15 protein-coding genes are annotated in these 16,528 nt (G+C 59.8%); 9 read left to right on the forward strand and 6 right to left on the reverse strand.

Annotated features, from left to right (window positions below; all coding sequences use genetic code 11):
• Window positions 1-57: 57 nt before the first annotated feature.
• The 3 genes from R0125_RS15725 to cpdA all read left to right on the forward strand — a co-directional run bounded on the left by R0125_RS15725 (window position 58) and on the right by cpdA (window position 2,138).
• The gene (locus tag R0125_RS15725; RefSeq protein ID WP_248183724.1) at window positions 58-675 is read left to right on the forward strand and encodes an NUDIX domain-containing protein; all 618 of its coding nucleotides are present in this window, start codon (window positions 58-60) and stop codon (window positions 673-675) included.
• Window positions 675-1,160: a DUF1249 domain-containing protein gene (locus tag R0125_RS15730; protein WP_248183725.1), complete on the forward strand. Its 486-nt coding sequence runs from the start codon at window positions 675-677 to the stop codon at window positions 1,158-1,160. The genes R0125_RS15725 and R0125_RS15730 overlap by 1 nt, the downstream gene beginning before the upstream one ends.
• A gap of 171 nt (window positions 1,161-1,331) precedes the next feature.
• Window positions 1,332-2,138 (forward strand): 3',5'-cyclic-AMP phosphodiesterase, encoded by an 807-nt coding sequence (cpdA, locus tag R0125_RS15735; RefSeq protein WP_317238769.1) that lies wholly within the window; start codon window positions 1,332-1,334, stop codon window positions 2,136-2,138.
• Window positions 2,139-2,171: 33 nt separating this feature from the next.
• Here cpdA and metE read toward each other — a convergent pair whose 3' ends face one another.
• Window positions 2,172-4,445 carry a 5-methyltetrahydropteroyltriglutamate--homocysteine S-methyltransferase gene (gene metE / locus R0125_RS15740; protein WP_317238770.1) on the reverse strand — a complete coding sequence of 758 codons (2,274 nt, stop codon included), beginning with the start codon at window positions 4,443-4,445 and terminating at the stop codon, window positions 2,172-2,174.
• A gap of 135 nt (window positions 4,446-4,580) precedes the next feature.
• Between metE and R0125_RS15745 the strand changes: the two genes are divergently transcribed.
• From R0125_RS15745 to R0125_RS15755, 3 genes are all read left to right on the forward strand, one after another.
• Window positions 4,581-5,471 carry a LysR family transcriptional regulator gene (locus R0125_RS15745; RefSeq protein ID WP_317238771.1) on the forward strand — a complete coding sequence of 297 codons (891 nt, stop codon included), beginning with the start codon at window positions 4,581-4,583 and terminating at the stop codon, window positions 5,469-5,471.
• Between the two features lie 44 nt (window positions 5,472-5,515).
• Window positions 5,516-5,908: a glycine cleavage system protein GcvH gene (gene gcvH / locus R0125_RS15750; RefSeq protein ID WP_248183729.1), complete on the forward strand. Its 393-nt coding sequence runs from the start codon at window positions 5,516-5,518 to the stop codon at window positions 5,906-5,908.
• 94 nt (window positions 5,909-6,002) lie between these two features.
• Window positions 6,003-7,199: a class I SAM-dependent rRNA methyltransferase gene (locus tag R0125_RS15755; protein WP_317238772.1), complete on the forward strand. Its 1,197-nt coding sequence runs from the start codon at window positions 6,003-6,005 to the stop codon at window positions 7,197-7,199.
• 44 nt (window positions 7,200-7,243) lie between these two features.
• On the opposite strand, the gene R0125_RS15760 is transcribed toward R0125_RS15755, so the two are convergent.
• Window positions 7,244-7,900, reverse strand: a complete 657-nt coding sequence (locus R0125_RS15760) for an HAD family hydrolase (protein WP_248183734.1) — start codon at window positions 7,898-7,900, stop codon at window positions 7,244-7,246.
• A gap of 174 nt (window positions 7,901-8,074) precedes the next feature.
• Between R0125_RS15760 and R0125_RS15765 the strand changes: the two genes are divergently transcribed.
• The 3 genes from R0125_RS15765 to R0125_RS15775 all read left to right on the forward strand — a co-directional run bounded on the left by R0125_RS15765 (window position 8,075) and on the right by R0125_RS15775 (window position 12,284).
• Entirely contained in the window at window positions 8,075-8,590 is a 516-nt protein-coding gene (locus tag R0125_RS15765; RefSeq protein WP_248183736.1) for an RNA pyrophosphohydrolase, read from the forward strand.
• Window positions 8,591-8,620: 30 nt separating this feature from the next.
• Window positions 8,621-10,927 carry a phosphoenolpyruvate--protein phosphotransferase gene (gene ptsP / locus R0125_RS15770; protein ID WP_248183738.1) on the forward strand — a complete coding sequence of 769 codons (2,307 nt, stop codon included), beginning with the start codon at window positions 8,621-8,623 and terminating at the stop codon, window positions 10,925-10,927.
• Between the two features lie 112 nt (window positions 10,928-11,039).
• Window positions 11,040-12,284, forward strand: coding sequence for a patatin-like phospholipase family protein (locus R0125_RS15775; protein WP_317238773.1), 1,245 nt, complete (start codon window positions 11,040-11,042; stop codon window positions 12,282-12,284).
• 63 nt (window positions 12,285-12,347) lie between these two features.
• Here R0125_RS15775 and hslU read toward each other — a convergent pair whose 3' ends face one another.
• From hslU to argS, 4 genes are all read right to left on the reverse strand, one after another.
• On the reverse strand, window positions 12,348-13,679 hold the full coding sequence (hslU, locus tag R0125_RS15780) for an ATP-dependent protease ATPase subunit HslU (RefSeq protein ID WP_248183740.1): 1,332 nt from the start codon (window positions 13,677-13,679) through the stop codon (window positions 12,348-12,350).
• A gap of 12 nt (window positions 13,680-13,691) precedes the next feature.
• Window positions 13,692-14,222 carry an ATP-dependent protease subunit HslV gene (gene hslV / locus R0125_RS15785; RefSeq protein WP_213478305.1) on the reverse strand — a complete coding sequence of 177 codons (531 nt, stop codon included), beginning with the start codon at window positions 14,220-14,222 and terminating at the stop codon, window positions 13,692-13,694.
• A 76-nt stretch (window positions 14,223-14,298) separates the two neighbouring features.
• The gene (locus R0125_RS15790) at window positions 14,299-14,802 is read right to left on the reverse strand and encodes an SPOR domain-containing protein (protein ID WP_248183741.1); all 504 of its coding nucleotides are present in this window, start codon (window positions 14,800-14,802) and stop codon (window positions 14,299-14,301) included.
• A gap of 18 nt (window positions 14,803-14,820) precedes the next feature.
• Window positions 14,821-16,506 carry an arginine--tRNA ligase gene (gene argS, locus R0125_RS15795; RefSeq protein WP_317238774.1) on the reverse strand — a complete coding sequence of 562 codons (1,686 nt, stop codon included), beginning with the start codon at window positions 16,504-16,506 and terminating at the stop codon, window positions 14,821-14,823.
• Window positions 16,507-16,528: the final 22 nt, after the last annotated feature.

A 16,528-nucleotide genomic window follows, 5' to 3' on the forward strand; every position in this document is an offset into this window, starting at 1 on the left:
GCACCACTGCAGCAGTTCCGGCTATCGTTCAAAATCGAATTCGCAACCGGATAAACGATGATCCAGCCGTTCCAGTTCAAAGCCAGCGACGTCAAGGTCGAAAAACGCGAAACCGTCTTCCAGGGCTTCTTCCGCATGGACAAGCTGTGGCTGACCCATCCGCGTTTTGATGGCCGCGACATGCCCGTCTTCACCCGCGAGCTGTTTATCCGCGGTGACGCCACCTGCGTACTACCCTATGACCCGGAGCGGGACGAAGTCGTGCTGCTGGAACAATTCCGCCTCGGCGCCATGGATCGGGGCCAATCGCCCTGGTTGCTGGAACTGGTCGCCGGCATGAACGAAGCGGGCGAAACCCCGGAAGACGTCGCGCAGCGGGAAGGGCAGGAAGAAGCTGGCCTGACATTCAGCTCTCTTGAGAAAATCTGCAACTACCTGGTCTCGCCAGGGGGCACCACCGAACTGATTCATCTCTACTGCGGTCGCATCAGCACCGAATCGGCCGGCGGTCTGTTCGGAGTGGAGCATGAGCACGAGGACATCCGTGCCCACGTGGTCTCCGCCGACGAGGCCATTGCCATGATCGCCGATGGCCGCATCAACAACGCGGCGGCGATAATTGCGTTGCAGTGGCTTCAGTTGAATCGTCCCCGCTTGCGGGAAGGGTGGGCCTGATGGGCGAATGGACCATGAAGCCGAAACGTTATGTGCCGGATCTGCGGCAGCTCGGCGCCCTGTGTGACGGCAACTACGTGCGTCTGCGCCAGTTGCGGCAACTGGAATCCGGTGGCGAACCGGTGTCCGAGTTCGAGCTGCACCGGGAATCCCAGTATCTCGGGCGTGTGCGGATCAAGGTGCTGCAAACAGCCCGGTTTACCGAGACGCTGCTGCTCGAGCAGATCCATAACGCTGGCCGTTGGCTCAATAACCCCCAACTGACGGTGCGGGTGTATCATGATGCCTCCATGGCCGAAGTGATCAGCTGCTATCGGGATCGTCAGATTGCCGCGGTCAACGATTACCCCAATCGCTTCATGCACCACCCGGACGAGAAAGTGCAGGTGAACGGGTTTCTGGCGGACTGGCTGGATTACTGCCTGCGTTTCGGGCACCTGCCCATGGAGCATGCCCTGTGGTCTGCCGGTGAAGGCGTGGACTAAGAAGGCATAGCCAACGTCGGTGGCTGTGCCATGGTTGTCAAATTGTGCGCTATGTCGCGTGAAAATGGGCAGAATGTGATTGCTGTTCTGTTTGGCCTTGAGAAAACGGATTACTCTCAGCGTATACGTGTACCAAGCTAAGTGTTCTGCCCAGCAACGAAAAAGAGTGCCATGAACGAAAAGGATAACCCCCGCCCTCTCCGGGTACTGCAGTTAACAGATCCCCATCTGATGGCCGATCCGGCCGGCGCATTGCTTGGTGTGAATACACGGGACAGTCTCGACGCTGTGATTGAGCAGGTGCTCGCGCAGCATGGGCAGCCGGACCTGGTGCTCGCCACCGGTGACCTTGCCCAGGACGGCTCTGCGGAGGCGTACCGGGTGTTTGGTGAAAAATTGCGGGTTTTTCCGTGTGGTGCGGGCTGGATTGCCGGGAATCATGATGCCAGAGGCGTCCTGGAGCAGGTTGCCAGTGAGCAGCAGGCCAATCGACGGCACATTGTCCAGGGTGGCTGGCAGTTCATCCTGCTGGACTCCTCGGTGCCGGGAAAGGTGTTCGGCGAGCTGGCAGACTCCGAGCTGGCGTTTCTGGAGGATACATTGTCGCAGAACCCGGCATTGCCCACGCTGGTGGCACTGCACCATCACCCGGTGGACATCGGTTCTGACTGGATGGAGCAGATCGGGTTACGCAACCGCGACGCCTTCTGGGGCGTGGTGGATCGATTCCCGCAGGTAAGAATCGTGTTGTGGGGCCACATTCACCAGGAGCATGACCTCCACCGCAAGGGCGTGCGGCTGTTGGCCACACCTTCGACCTGCATTCAGTTTACCTCCGGTTCTCGCAAGTTTGCTGTGGAGGAATTGCCTCCGGGCTACCGCTGGTTCGAGCTGGAGGCCTCTGGTGAATTCCGCACCGAAGTCCGGCGGGCTGCGGATTTCGAGTTCGATCTCGACAGCAACAGCACCGGCTACTGACCCGTAGCCGGTGCATCTCGTTCGAAGAAGCTGTCAATTTACCCGCAAGCGACGGGCGGCCTCGACCATCGCCCGCAACGCCGGGATCACTTCCTCCCAGTTGCGGGTTTTCAGCCCGCAATCGGGGTTCACCCATAAACGCTCTGCCGGTATCCGCTGTGCCGCTTTTTCCATCAGCGAGACCATGTGTCGCTGTTCCGGAATGTTTGGCGAGTGAATGTCGTATACCCCGGGACCGATATCGTTGGGGTAATCGAATCCCTTGAACGCGTCCAGCAGTTCCATGTCCGAGCGTGAGGTTTCGATGGTAATCACATCCGCGTCCATGCGGGCGATAGCTTCTATAATGTCGTTGAACTCCGAATAGCACATGTGGGTGTGAATCTGGGTGCCGTCGTTGACGCCGTTGGCGCTGATGCGGAACGCTTCGATGGCCCAGTCCAGATAGCCTTGCCAGTCTGATTGTCGCAGGGGCAGCCCTTCGCGCAGGGCCGCTTCGTCGATCTGGATGATGCGCACGCCGGCGCGCTCCAGATCCAGAACCTCCTCCCGTATGGCCAGGGCCAGCTGCAGGCAGGTGTCTTTTCTGGGCTGGTCGTCCCTTACGAAGGACCAGTTGAGGATGGTCACCGGGCCGGTAAGCATGCCCTTCATGGGTTGGTTGGTCAGTGACTGGGCGTATTCGGTCCACGCCACGGTCATCGCTTTGGGCCGCTGGATGTCGCCGAACAGGATCGGCGGCTTCACGCAGCGGGAACCGTAGGATTGAACCCAGCCAAACTGGCTGAAGGTGAAGCCGTCCAGCTGCTCGCCGAAGTATTCCACCATGTCGTTACGTTCGGCCTCGCCGTGTACCAGAACGTCCAGCCCGAGCGCCTCCTGCTCCCGCACGCAGTGAGCGATTTCCTCGCGGATACGAGCGGTGTATTCGCGCTCGCTGAGTTCGCCCATGCGATATTGACATCGGGTGTGGCGAATCTCCCGGGTTTGCGGGAACGAGCCAATGGTTGTGGTTGGAAAGGCGGGCAGATTCAGATGCTGCTTCTGCGTTTCCAGACGCTGTGCATAACGGCTCGTTCGGGCCCCAAGGTCGGGCGTGATCGCTGCGATCGCCCCGGTGACCTCCGGGTTATGAACGCGCGGGGATTGCCGGCGGCCGGCGATGGCCAATGCATTCTGCGCCAGCGGCTGAACGACAGCTTCGCGCCCTTGCTCCAGTGCCCTGGCGAGAATGTGCAGTTCGTCGAGTTTCTGAACGGCGAAGGCCAGCCAGGAACGAATGTCCGGGTCCATGGTTGTTTCCGAAGCCAGATCGACCGGCACATGCAGCAGTGAGCACGATGGGGCCAGCCACAGCCGCTGGCCCAGACGCTGATGAAGCGGTTCGAGCCAATCCAGCGTTGCCTGAAGGTCCGTTTTCCAGACATTGCGCCCGTTGATGACGCCCAGCGACAGTACCTTGTGGGCCGGGAGCCAGTCGGCGACCCGGCTGACTTCGCTCGCGGCGCTGATGGCGTCTATGTGTAACCCCGCCACCGGGAGCTCACAGGCCAGTTGCAGGTTTTCCCGCAGTTCGCCGAAGTAGGTGGTGAGCAACAGTCTGACCGGGCACGCTTTGAGTTGGTGGTAGGCGAGATGGAAAGCATGCCGCCAGGCGCCGCCCATCTCGGTGACCAGAGCGGGCTCGTCAATCTGCACCCAGTCCACCCCCTGGTCGGCGAGCCGGTTCAGCAGCTCAGCGTACACCGGCAGCAGGTCATCCAGCAGCGCCAGCCGGTCACTGTCGTCCTTGCTTTTACCCAACCAGAGATAGGTGACCGGGCCGATGATCACCGGCTTTGCCGTCACACCCTGGGCCCTGGCCTCCGCCAGTTGCGCCAGCAGGCGCTGGGGATTCAGCTGGAAGCGGGTATCGCGGTCGAACTCGGGCACGATGTAGTGGTAGTTGGTGTCAAACCACTTGGTCATTTCCCCGGCATGAATGGCGCAGCAGGCGTTGTCGTTGGCAGACCGACCCCGTGCGACACGAAAATAGCGGTCCAGTTCGCTGCCGTTGGTGTCCCGGGCCCGGGCCGGTAGGTGGCCGAGGGTCATGCTCATGTCCAGCACCTGGTCGTAAAGCGAGAAATCACCCAGCGGGGCAAGCGCCAGCGATGATTGCTGTTGCCAGTGGCGACGTCGCAGGTCGCGGGCGGTGATGTTGAGTTCCTCGGCACTGACTTCGCCTTTCCAGAAGGCCTCCTGGGCAAACTTGAGCTCCCGTCGTGCGCCGATGCGCGGAAAGCCCAGGTTGTGAGTCGTAATCATGATGGTGTCCTCGTCCGGAATCTTGGGGTGACTTGAGAGGCCACCAAGATTACGCATCGGGATAGATGAATAATAATGGTAATATTTCACCAATCCATGAATTTAATTCACCTTTTGGCGAGGTTGCCACGAGCTATGATCGAGCGGAGTCATCTGGAAATTCTGCGGGAAGTTGAGCGTCAGGGTTCGCTGACGGCGGCGGCCGAAGCGTTGCATCTGACCCAGTCTGCGCTGAGCCACGCTGTCAAGAAACTGGAGCTGCAGCTCGGGACACCGGTGTGGCAGAGGGAGGGGCGGCAGCTGCGGTTGACCCAGGCGGGTCAGTACTTACTGTCGCTGGCAACCCGGCTATTGCCGCAGTTTGAACACGCGGAAATGCTGGTTGGTCAGTTTGCCCGCGGGCAGCGCGGCACCCTGCGTATCGGCATGGAGTGCCACCCGTGTTACCAATGGCTGTTGAAAGTGGTGGGGCCGTATTTAGAAGAGTGGCCCACGGTGGATGTGGACGTGAAGCAGCGGTTCCAGTTCGGTGGCATCGGAGCGCTGTTCGGGGACGACATCGATGTTCTGGTCACTCCGGACCCCCTGCACCGGCCCGGGCTGGCGTTCGAGCCGGTGTTCGATTACGAGCAGGTGCTGGTGGTCGCCAGTGGTCATGACCTTGCATCGAAAGCCTGGGCGGAACCGGCGGATCTGGCGAATGAAACCCTGATTACCTACCCGGTGGAGGTGGAGCGCCTGGATATCTACACGCATTTCCTGTTGCCCGCCCATGCCAGCCCGACCCGGCATAAAACCATCGAAACCACGGACATCATGCTGCAGATGGTCGCGGCGGGTCGGGGAGTGGCGGCGCTGCCGCGCTGGCTGGTGGAGGAGTATGGCGAGAGAATGCCGATAGCGCCGGTCCGGCTTGGGCAGGCGGGTATTTCCAAGCAGATCTTTTTGGGCCTTCGTGAACGGGATCGGGACGTGGATTACCTGAATTCGTTCATGAACCTGGCTCGGGGGGTTCGCTGGCGTTAGCGTCTTCGGTTAAACTGCGCCAAAAACCAACAGGGAATCCGATCATGAGTGATGTACCCGCAGACCTGAAATACATCGAAACCCACCAGTGGGTTCGCGTGGCCGACGATGGCATCGCCACCGTGGGCATTACCGATTTCGCCCAGGAGCAGTTGGGGGATGTAGTTTACGTGGGCGTGCCGGACGTGGGCACAACGGTGAACGGTGGCGAGGAGGCCGGTGTGGCGGAATCCGTCAAGTCGGCGTCGGATGTGTTCAGCCCGGTTACCGGTGAGGTCATTGAGGTGAATGAAGCGCTGGAAGATGAGCCGGAGAAGGTGAATGACGATCCATACGGCGATGGCTGGCTGTTCAAGGTGCGCCTGGCGGACAAGGGCGAGCTGGATGGGCTGATGGACCCTGCTGCTTATGCTGAGCACGTAGCCGCCGAAAGTTAGGGTTCGCGCAGGGTCTGAGTCGGCCGGCTGCGGCGTTGGTTTCCAGTGCTTGTGTATAATCCCTCCCCGTTTCGCAATCCATTAGGTAGGCCTTATGAATTTCCCGGTTCTTTATCTCCGCAAAGGCGCTGAGCGCAGGCTCAAAGCCGGCCACCTTTGGGTTTACAGTAATGAAGTAGACATCCAGCGCTCACCGTTAACGGGCTTTGAAGCCGGGGTGCAGGCGGAGTTGCGGGCGTCTAACGATAAGCCCATGGGGACCGTGTTCGTGAACCCCCATGCACTGATTTGCGGCCGGCTGATCAGTCGGGATGCCAGTCACGGTATGACGCCTCAACGCCTGACCCAGCGCATGGAGACGGCGCTGACGTTGCGGGAGCGTTTGTTTGATAAGCCGTTTTACCGCTGGGTGTTCGGTGACAGCGACGGGCTGTCCGGGCTGGTGATCGATCGGTTTGACGACACGGTGGTGGTGCAGATTTCTACTGCCGGGATGGAGTTGATGAAGGAGGCGATCATTCGCGCGGTGCAGCGCCTGGCCCATCCTGCGGCTATCATCCTCAAAAACGATGGCAAGATGCGCAAGGTAGAGGGGCTGGACACTTATGTTGAGCAGGCTCACGGTGCGGAGACCAGTCTGCTGAAGGTGGAAGAGAACGGTGTGCGGTTTGAGGTGCCGCTGGAAGGCGGCCAGAAAACCGGTTGGTTCTATGATCACCGCATGAATCGTCAGCGCTTGCAGGCTTATGCGCCCGGCAAGCGGGTGCTGGATGTGTTCAGTTATGTTGGCGGCTGGGGTATTCAGGCGGCCTGTGCCGGTGCTAGCCAGGTTACCTGCGTGGACAGTTCCGCTACGGCTATCGATTCGGTGCACCACAACGCCCGGCTGAACGGGCTGGAGAACGTGGAAACCCTGGAGGGGGATGCGTTTGATGCTCTGAAGGCGCTGGCGGAGGAGAAGGAGAAATTCGATATCGTGGTGCTGGACCCGCCGGCACTGATTCCCCGCCGCCGTGACCAGAAAGCCGGTGAGCAGGCCTACGCGCGGCTGAACCAGCTCGGACTGCGGCTGCTGGAGCGGGACGGGCTGTTGATTTCCGCGTCCTGCTCGATGCATCTGTCCCAGGACAAGCTGATCGACATCATCCGCGGCAGTGGTCGCAAGATTGACCGCTTCGTTCAGTTGCTGGAGCAGGGCCATCAAGCGCCGGATCATCCGGTGATTCCGGGCATTCCGGAGACGGATTACATCAAATCCTGCTTTGTCCGTTCGTTAACGGGGTTTTTCTAGACTCCCTTTAACGCTTGGCGGAGGTCCTTCAGCGGGTAAAGTGGTCAATCCCGCAGAGACATCACTTTCCAGCCTTTCTCCAGAGCCAGCTTCTCCAGTGTCGGATCCGGATCAACCGCCACCGGGTTGTCGACTTTTTTCAGCAAGGGCACGTCATTGAGGGAGTCGCTGTAAAACCAGGCGCCCTCCAGCGTCTCATTCTGCAAGGCCAGCCAGTCGTTCAGGCGGCTGACTTTGCCGTCCTGAAAGCTGGGAACCCCCGCGACCTGGCCGGTGTAACGGCCATTGATCAGTTCCGGATCGGTGGCGATCAGATGTGTGATGCCCAGCAGCTCAGCGATCGGTTCGGTGACGAAGCGGTTGGTGGCGGTAATGATCATCAGGGTGTGGCCCTGATCGCGGTGCTTGTCCAGCAGCTGGAAGGCCTTGTCCTGCAACATGGGGCGTACTTTTTTGTCCATGAAGCGCTCGCGCCAGGCCAGCAGGTCTTCCATGGCGTGCTTTGCCAGAGGCTGCAGGGCAAAGCCGAGGTAGTGCAGGATGTCCAGTTCGCCGTTGAGGTATTCCTGATAGAAGCGATCGTTCGCCTTGCGGTATTCCTCGGCATCCACAATGCCCTCTTCCACCAGAAATTCGCCCCAGGCATGGTCGCTGTCTCCGGCGAGCAGGGTGTTGTCGAGGTCAAAGATTGCGAGCGTCAAGGGTGTTACCTCCGGTCATGACAGGGGTTGCAGGAAAGGCGTCAGTCTATCACGACACATCGGTGACGGCTTCGTTTGCCGAACCCTTGGGATTCTGTAAGAATGATAGCAACTTGGACAATTCCGACCGGTGAATTTTTGCGCCGGTCAACCGACTTTCAAAAGGACTGTGCCGTGATCGACTCAGACGGTTTCAGACCCAACGTCGGAATCATTCTGGCCAACCACAGGGGCGAGGTTCTCTGGGCAAGGCGAATAGGGCAAGACTCCTGGCAGTTCCCGCAGGGCGGTATCAAGCACAACGAATCGCCGGAAGATGCATTGTATCGGGAACTGGGGGAAGAGATCGGCCTGGCTGCGGCAGATGTCGAGATCATCAGCTGCACGCGGGGCTGGTTGCGTTATCGCCTCCCGCGGCGGATGGTGCGACAGAATTCGCATCCCGTCTGTGTGGGACAGAAACAGAAATGGTTCCTGCTGAGGATGTTATCGCCGGATGCGCAGGTGCGCGTAGACGGCACCGATTCGCCGGAATTTGACGGCTGGCAGTGGGTGAGTTACTGGTACCCCCTCGGGCAGGTGGTCTCATTCAAACGCGAAGTTTACAGACGTGCGCTCAGAGAGCTGGCGCCGAGGCTGTTCTATAACATGGAGCAGTGGCATCGGAGCGAGCAGATCCGGCGCTCATAGGATCCACAGAAATGACGGGCTGAAACCGCCATGCTGAGCATACTGCGAAATCTGGTACAAGAGGTGAACAGCGCCCGCGATCTGCAGGAAGCGCTGGAGATCATTGTATCCCGTGTGCAGAAAGCCATGAGCACCGAGGTCTGTTCAGTCTACCTGCTGGATCCGGCAACCAATCGCTATATTCTGATGGCGACCGAGGGACTCTACAGCAAGGCGGTGGGGCAGGTCAGTCTGGCTCATTCCGAGGGTCTGGTGGGTCTGGTGGGCTCCCGGGAGGAGCCGATCAATCTTGAGGATGCCCCGTCTCACCCCCGCTATCGTTACTTCCCGGAAACCGGTGAGGAGCGTTTCCGCTCTTTCCTGGGCGTTCCCATCATTCACCATCGCCGCGTACTCGGTGTGCTGGTGGTGCAGCAGCGTGAAAGCTCACGGTGTTTCGATGAAGGCGAGGAAGCCTTTCTGGTTACCGTATCGGCGCAGCTGGCAGGGGTGATTGCCCACAGCGAGGCCACGGGCGCAATCAGCGGCCTGTCCCTGACCGGGGAGGAAGCCAGGGACGTCAGTTTCAACGGTGTTCCCGGTGCCCCCGGCGTGGCCATCGGCAAGGGGGTGGTGGTGTATCCCGGCGCCGATCTGGATGTGGTGCCGGAAAAACCGACCGACGATATTGACCTCGAGCTGGAGTTATTCGGTGGTGCGGTTACTGCGGTGAGAGAGGACATCGAGCGGGTAGCCGCTCGCCTGGCCTCCCAGTTGCGCCCGGAAGAGCAGGCATTGTTTGATGTATATCTGCGGATGCTGGGTGACGATGCCATGCCCGGCGAGGTCGCCAACAAGATTCGTGAGGGTTACTGGGCACAGGGCGCGCTGAAGCAGGTGGTGCAGCAATACGTTCGCCATTTCGAGATGATGGACGATCACTATTTGCAGGAGCGAGCGGTGGATATCCGCGACCTCGGTCGACGGTTGCTGTCGCACCTGCAGGAAGGCGAACAGAAAGACCTGGTTTATCCGGAGCAGACCGTTCTGGTCAGTGAGGAGCTGACACCGGCGATGCTGGGAGAGGTGCCCAAGGGCCAACTGGTCGGGTTGGTATCGGTGAAGGGTTCCAGCAACTCTCACGTGGCGATTCTGGCCCGCGCCATGGGTGTGCCCACGGTCATGGGGCTGGTGGACATTCCGGTCAATCAGCTCGACGGTCGCGACCTGATTGTCGATGGGTTCGAAGGGCAGATCTTTGCCTCTCCGTCCGAGGAACTGCGGGTTTATTACCAGGAAATCTGCAACGAAGAGGATGAACTGGTCAAAGGGCTGGAAGTCCTGCGGGACAAGCCCTGTGAGACCACCGATGGGCATCGGGTGTCATTGCTGGTCAATACCGGCCTGATGACCGATGTGGTGCGCTCCCTGAATCACGGCGCCGAGGGTATCGGGCTTTATCGCACTGAAGTGCCGTTCATGATCAAGGACCGTTTTCCATCCGAGCAGGAGCAGCGGGAGTACTATCGCGAACAGTTGGAGGCCTTTGCGCCCAGCCCGGTCACCATGCGCACTCTCGACATCGGTGGTGACAAGGCGCTGACTTACTTCCCGATCGAAGAAGAAAACCCGTTCCTTGGCTGGCGGGGTATCCGGGTAACCCTGGACCACCCGGAGATCTTCCTCGTTCAGGTGCGGGCGATGCTCAAGGCCAGCGAAGGGCTGAACAATCTGCAGATCATGCTGCCCATGATCAGCAACATCTCCGAGGTGGAAGAGTCCCTGCACCTGATCTACCGGGTGTATCACGAGGTGCGGGAAGAAGGTTACGACATTCATATGCCCAAAGTGGGCGTGATGGTGGAGATTCCCGCCGCGGTTTATCAGATCCGTGAGCTGGCGGACCGGGTGGACTTCCTGTCGGTTGGCTCCAACGATCTGACCCAGTATCTGTTGGCGGTGGATCGCAATAATCCCCGCGTGGCCCAGCTCTATCACTCCTATCACCCGGCTGTACTGCAGGCGCTGGTGCGTGTGGCCCAGGATGCCCATTCAGTGGGCAAGCCGGTGGGTATCTGCGGCGAGCTGGCCGGTGATCCCGGCGGTGCCCTGCTGCTGATGGCCATGGGGTATGATTCTCTGTCCATGAACGCGGCCAGCCTGCCCAAGGTCAAATCGGTGATCCGCAGTGTGACCCGCGAGTGGGCCTGCCAGCTGTTGGAAGATGTATTGCTGCTGGATTCGCCCCACGTTATCAAGAGCTGCGTGGACCTGGCCTTGCGCAATGCCGGATTCGGCCGTTATCTGCGCCCGGGCAAATCCACCAGTGCCGTCATCGCGGAGCAGGCCGCATCCTGAAGAGTTGGCCTTTTGGGCCACTTTATAGGGTGTGGACTCTAAAAACCGCTGTTACCTTGGAAACTCAGCCGTCTAGGCTTTTATCGAACAAGAACCCGACCGGGAATGTTGTATGACGTCAGCGACCACGGATATCAAATCCAAACCCCGTATCGGCCTGGCCCTGGGTGGTGGTGGCCCGTTGGGAGGGATTTACGAGATTGGGGCGCTGCGGGCGCTGGACGAGGCTCTCGACGGGTTGGACTTCAATAACATCGACGTCTACGTCGGGGTGAATGGCGGGTCCTTCGTGGCCGCTAACCTGGCCAACCAGATGACCACCGCCCAGCTCTGCCGTATTTTTGTGCGCAATGAGGCGGAAGTTCACCCCTTTCACCCGGAAGTCTTCTATCGGCCGGCTTTTCGCGAACTCGGCAGCCGGCTGCTGGCGGTGCCGGGGCTGGTGACCACCGCCCTCCGCCGGTTTGTGAAAAACCCCTACGATCAGAGCCTGCTGGAAGCGATGACCATTCTCGCTCAGGCGGCGCCTGCCGGTTTGTTTGATAACGAGGGTCTGCACGAGTACCTGGAGCGAGCCTTCACCATGCTGGGCCGGACGAACGACTTCCGGCAACTGAAACGCAGTCTCTACATTGTCGCAGCCGACGTGGAAAGCACCGAAGCGGTCTGTTTTGGTGCCCCCGGCTTCGATCACGTGCCCATTTCCCGCGCGATCCAGGCCAGCACGGCCTCGCCGGGGCTGTATGTGCCGGTCAACATTGACGGCCGTTATTACGTGGACGGAACCCTGCGCAAGGGGTTGCATGCGTCAGTCGCGTTTGAGGATGGGGCCGATCTGGTGTTTGCCGTCAACCCCCAGGTGCCCATTGACGCCAGCGCAGCAGTGCGCGCTGGCACCATGAAGCCAGGGGAGCTGACCCGCTCCGGTATGCCCAACCTGCTGTCCCAGATGTTCCGCACCATGGTGTATTCTCGCATGCAGTCGGGTATTGCTCAGTACAAACGGGATTACCCGGATAAGGATATCCTCCTGTTCGAGCCTACCCGGGACGACGCCAAGCTGTTTTTCTCAAACGTGTTCAGTTTCCAGTCCCGCCGCATGGTGTGTGAGCACGCCTATCAGATGACCCGTCGCGATCTGCTCCAGCGGGCGGATGAGCTGGAACCCAGGCTGGCCCGATACGGCATCAAGTTGCGCCGGGATCGGCTGGAAGATGAGCAGCGCACCATCAGCACCAGTCTGTACGGTGAGATGTTGCCGCTGTATGTGGCCAAGGGCCGCAAGAAGCGGGCCCAGAAGGGCAAGTTGGTCAGTGGACTGGGAAACGTCAGCCACCTGTTTTCCAAGGCGCAGTGAGCCGCTGAAGGTCGGGCTCGCGCTGCGCAACCCGACCCGTTCAGCCGCACACCGATATCTGCGTTAAAGGATGTAGCGGCTCAGGTCCTCGTCTTCTGCCAGTTCGCCGAGTTTCTCATCCACGTACGCCGCAGTCACTTCGAAACCGTCTGTAACCTGATCACCCGCGTCATAAGACAGGCTTTCCAGCAGCCGCTCAAGCACCGTGTGCAACCGGCGGGCGCCGATGTTCTCCGTGGTCTCATTGACCTTGCACGCTACTTCCGCAATGCGTGTAATGGCGTCGTCCGCAAACGTCAGTTTGACGCCTTCGGTGCCCATGAGCGCTTCATACTGCTGCACCAGTGAGGCGTCCGGCTCAGTCAGGATGCGTTTGAAGTCATTCGGTGTCAGCGCCTGCAATTCTACCCGGATGGGCAGTCGCCCCTGAAGTTCCGGAATCAGGTCCGATGGCTTTGAAAGGTGGAAGGCGCCGGATGCAATGAACAGAATGTGATCTGTGCGCACCGCGCCGTACTTGGTGCTGACGGTGCTGCCTTCAATCAATGGCAGCAGGTCCCTTTGAACCCCTTCACGGGAGACGTCAGAGGAGGTGTTCTCGGAGCGCTTGGCAACTTTGTCGATCTCATCGATGAACACAATGCCGTTCTGCTCGACGGACTGCACCGCGCGCTGTTTGATTTCCTCTTCATTCACCAGTTTGGCAGCTTCTTCGTCCTTGACCTGCTTCAGCGCGTCCGCCACTTTCATCTTGCGGGTTTTCCGTTTGTCGGCGGACATACTGGAAAACATGCTTTGCAGCTGGTTGGTCATCTCTTCCATGCCCGGAGGCGCCATGATCTCGACACCGGCGCCGCCGCTGCGCAGATCAATTTCGATTTCTTTGTCATCCAACTCACCTTCCCGCAGCTTCTTGCGGAACAACTGGCGGGTGGACGATTCGCCGTCGGTGCGCTGGCTGTCTTCCTTGAAGTCCCGGGCGGGGGGCAGCAGGGCATCCAGAATGCGCTCTTCCGCGGCATCGAGGGCGCGGTGTTCGTGGCGTTTTTTCTCGGTTTCGCGGAGCATCTTGACCGCCATGTCAGCAAGGTCACGGATGATGGATTCCACGTCCCGGCCCACGTAGCCCACTTCGGTGAACTTGGTGGCCTCCACTTTGAGGAATGGCGCATCGGCGAGTTTGGCGAGCCGTCGCGCAATTTCGGTCTTACCCACGCCGGTGGGGCCGATCATCAGGATGTTTTTCGGGGTAATCTCTTCACGCAGATCGGCATCCAGCTGCATGCGGCGCCATCGGTTACGCAAGGCAATGGCAACCGCGCGCTTGGCCTCTTCCTGGCCGACGATGTGTTTGTTGAGCTCGTGAACAATTTCACGGGGAGTCATTGCAGACATGGTGGCTCCGGATCAGTCGTTGGCGGAAAGCACTTCCAGGGTGCGATTGTGGTTGGTGTAGATGCAGATGTCGGCCGCGATATCCAGGCCTTTCTCCACAATCTCACTGGCTTTCAGGTCGGTATTTTCAAGCAGGGCGCGGGCGGAGGCCTGGGCGAATGGCCCGCCGGAACCAATGGCAATCAGGCCCTGTTCCGGCTCGATGACGTCGCCGTTGCCGGTAATGATCAGCGAGGCGGTCTTGTCCGCCACCGCCAGCAATGCTTCGAGCTTGCGCAGTGCGCGGTCTGTTCGCCAGTCCTTGGCCAGTTCCACTGCCGCCCGGGTCAGGTTGCCCTGGTGTTTCTCCAGTTGGGCCTCGAACCGTTCAAACAGCGTAAACGCGTCGGCGGTGCCGCCGGCAAAGCCCGCCAGGACCTTGCCGTTGTAGAGCCGGCGAACCTTGCGGGCGTTGCCTTTCATAACGGTGTTGCCAAGGGAAACCTGGCCATCGCCAGCCATGGCGACTTCGTCGTCGCGCCTGACGGAGAGAATGGTAGTCATGTGGGCTCCAGTTGCCTGATGAAAAACGGTATTCAGCAGTTATGGAGGCTGGCGGTGTGTTTTCAAGGGCTGGCGTTCAGCCCTCTTTGGGAATTTTCCGCACCAGAGGTTCGATATTGATGGAGACCAGCTTGTCGATGGCGGAGTTCATCTGGCTGCGGGAGGTGAAGGGGCCCACGTTGACCCGATACCAGGTACTGCCGCTGTCGAGATCGATGCGCTGAACGTTGGCCCGCAGTCCCTGGAACGCGATCTGCGCGCGCTGGCGCTCAGCGTCCTGTTGGCTGCGGAAAGAGCCTGACTGAATCAGATAGGTAAAATCCTGGGATGCCGGCCCGGGCGTATACTCCTCTACTTTCGGAGGAACCACCTCGGATTCCGGCAGCAGCTCGTAGAACCGATAGCGTTGCTTTTCTTCTTTGCCGGAGGCGGTTTCCCGCTCAGGAGGCGGCGTTGCCGCCGGTGTCTGCCTGGTGGTTTCCCGCGGCACAGGGTCCGGGGCTGGCAGCGAATTGAGGTAGGCGATGAAGCCGATAAAGCCGCCAACGGCTGCGAGTGACAGAACCCACTTCAGTGACATGTGTCGATAATTCCCGAGTTACATTTCTTCCGGCGCGCTAACGCCAAGAAGGTCCAGACCGTTCGCGATCACCTGGCGCACAGCCAGATAGAGGCTGATGCGAGCGTCGCGCAGAGCGGTATCTTCAATCAACACCTTGTGGGCGTTGTAGTACGTATGGAATTGTCCCGCCAGCTCCCGCAGGTAATGGGTCAGGTGGTGCGGCTCACGCTGGGCAGCGGAATTGGCAATCAGCTCAGGATATTTTGCCAGCTGGTTGGCCAGTTCTTTTTCTTCGTCCAGTGTCAGTAAGGACAGATCGCCGACGCATTCATTCAGGCCGCGGTTTACGCCTTCCTCAGCCAGTTTGCGCAGCACGCTGCAAATACGGGCGTGCGCATATTGGATGTAGTACACCGGATTTTCATTGGTCTGGGAGCGGGCCAGATCAATATCGAAGGTCAACTGGGAGTCGACGCGCCGTGCTGCCAGGAAAAAGCGCGTGGCGTCACGGCCCACTTCGTCAATCAGATCACGAACGGTCACGTAGCTGCCGGCACGCTTGGAGATTTTTACTTCCTGTCCGGAGCGGGTCACCATGACCATCTGGTGCAATACGTAATCCGGCCAGCCTCCGGGAATGCCGGCGTCGAGCGCCTGAAGGCCGGCCCGCACGCGGGTGACGGTGGAATGGTGGTCCGCGCCCTGCTCGTTGATCACCGTGGTAAATCCACGCTGCCACTTGTCCAGGTGATAGGCCACGTCCGGCAGGAAATAGGTGTAGCCACCGTCTTTCTTGCGCATGACACGGTCCTTGTCGTCACCGAACTCGGTGGTTTTCAGCCAAAGGGCGCCGTCGTGTTCGTAGGTGTAGCCGTTTTCCTGCAGGCGGTTGACGGTCGCTTCGACCTTGCCGTCCTGGTAGAGGGAGGATTCCAGAAAGTAGACGTCAAATTCTACGCCGAAGGCCTTCAGATCGAGATCCTGCTCACGGCGCAGATAGGCCACGGCGAATTCACGGATGGCGTCCATATCGTCGGGATCGGCTTTACCGGTCACCTGGCGGTCGTCTGCGGTGATGGTCTCGCCGGCCAGATAAGCGTTGGCCACGTCCACAATGTAGTCACCGCGGTAGCCATCGGCCGGCCAGCTGTCGTCTTCCGGTGTCAGTCCTTTCACCCGGGACTGTACCGACAGGGCCAGGTTGTTGATCTGGGCTCCGGCGTCGTTGTAGTAGAACTCCCGGGTCACTTTATAGCCGTTGGCTTCCAGCAGCCGGCAAAGGCAATCGCCGATGGCGGCCCCACGGCCATGACCAACGTGCAGGGGGCCGGTCGGGTTTGCGGACACGAATTCCACCTGAACTTTCTCGCCCTGGCCTGTGCGGTTGCGGCCGAACTGATGGGCTTCGTCCAGAACAGTATTCACCACGCCAAAGGCGCTGGCGGTGCTCATGAAAAAATTGATGAAACCGGGACCGGCAATTTCCACTTTTTCCACGGCCGAGCTTTGTGGAATCCTTGCCACCAACGCCTCTGCCAGTTGCCGCGGCGGGCAGCCCGCCGCCTTCGCGGCCACCAGGGCAATGTTGCAGGCGTAATCACCGTGGGACTTGTCCTTGGTGTTACCAACCTGCGGGCTGTAGGACTGATCCGCGGGCAGGGTGCCCTCGGATTGCAGAGTGGCCAGTGCAGACTGGAGCAGATCGGAGACGGTTTCTTTCATGCTGTCGGATGACTCGGTTTAC

This window comes from Marinobacter sp. M-5 (assembly GCF_032911545.1).
Taxonomy (GTDB): domain Bacteria; phylum Pseudomonadota; class Gammaproteobacteria; order Pseudomonadales; family Oleiphilaceae; genus Marinobacter; species Marinobacter goseongensis.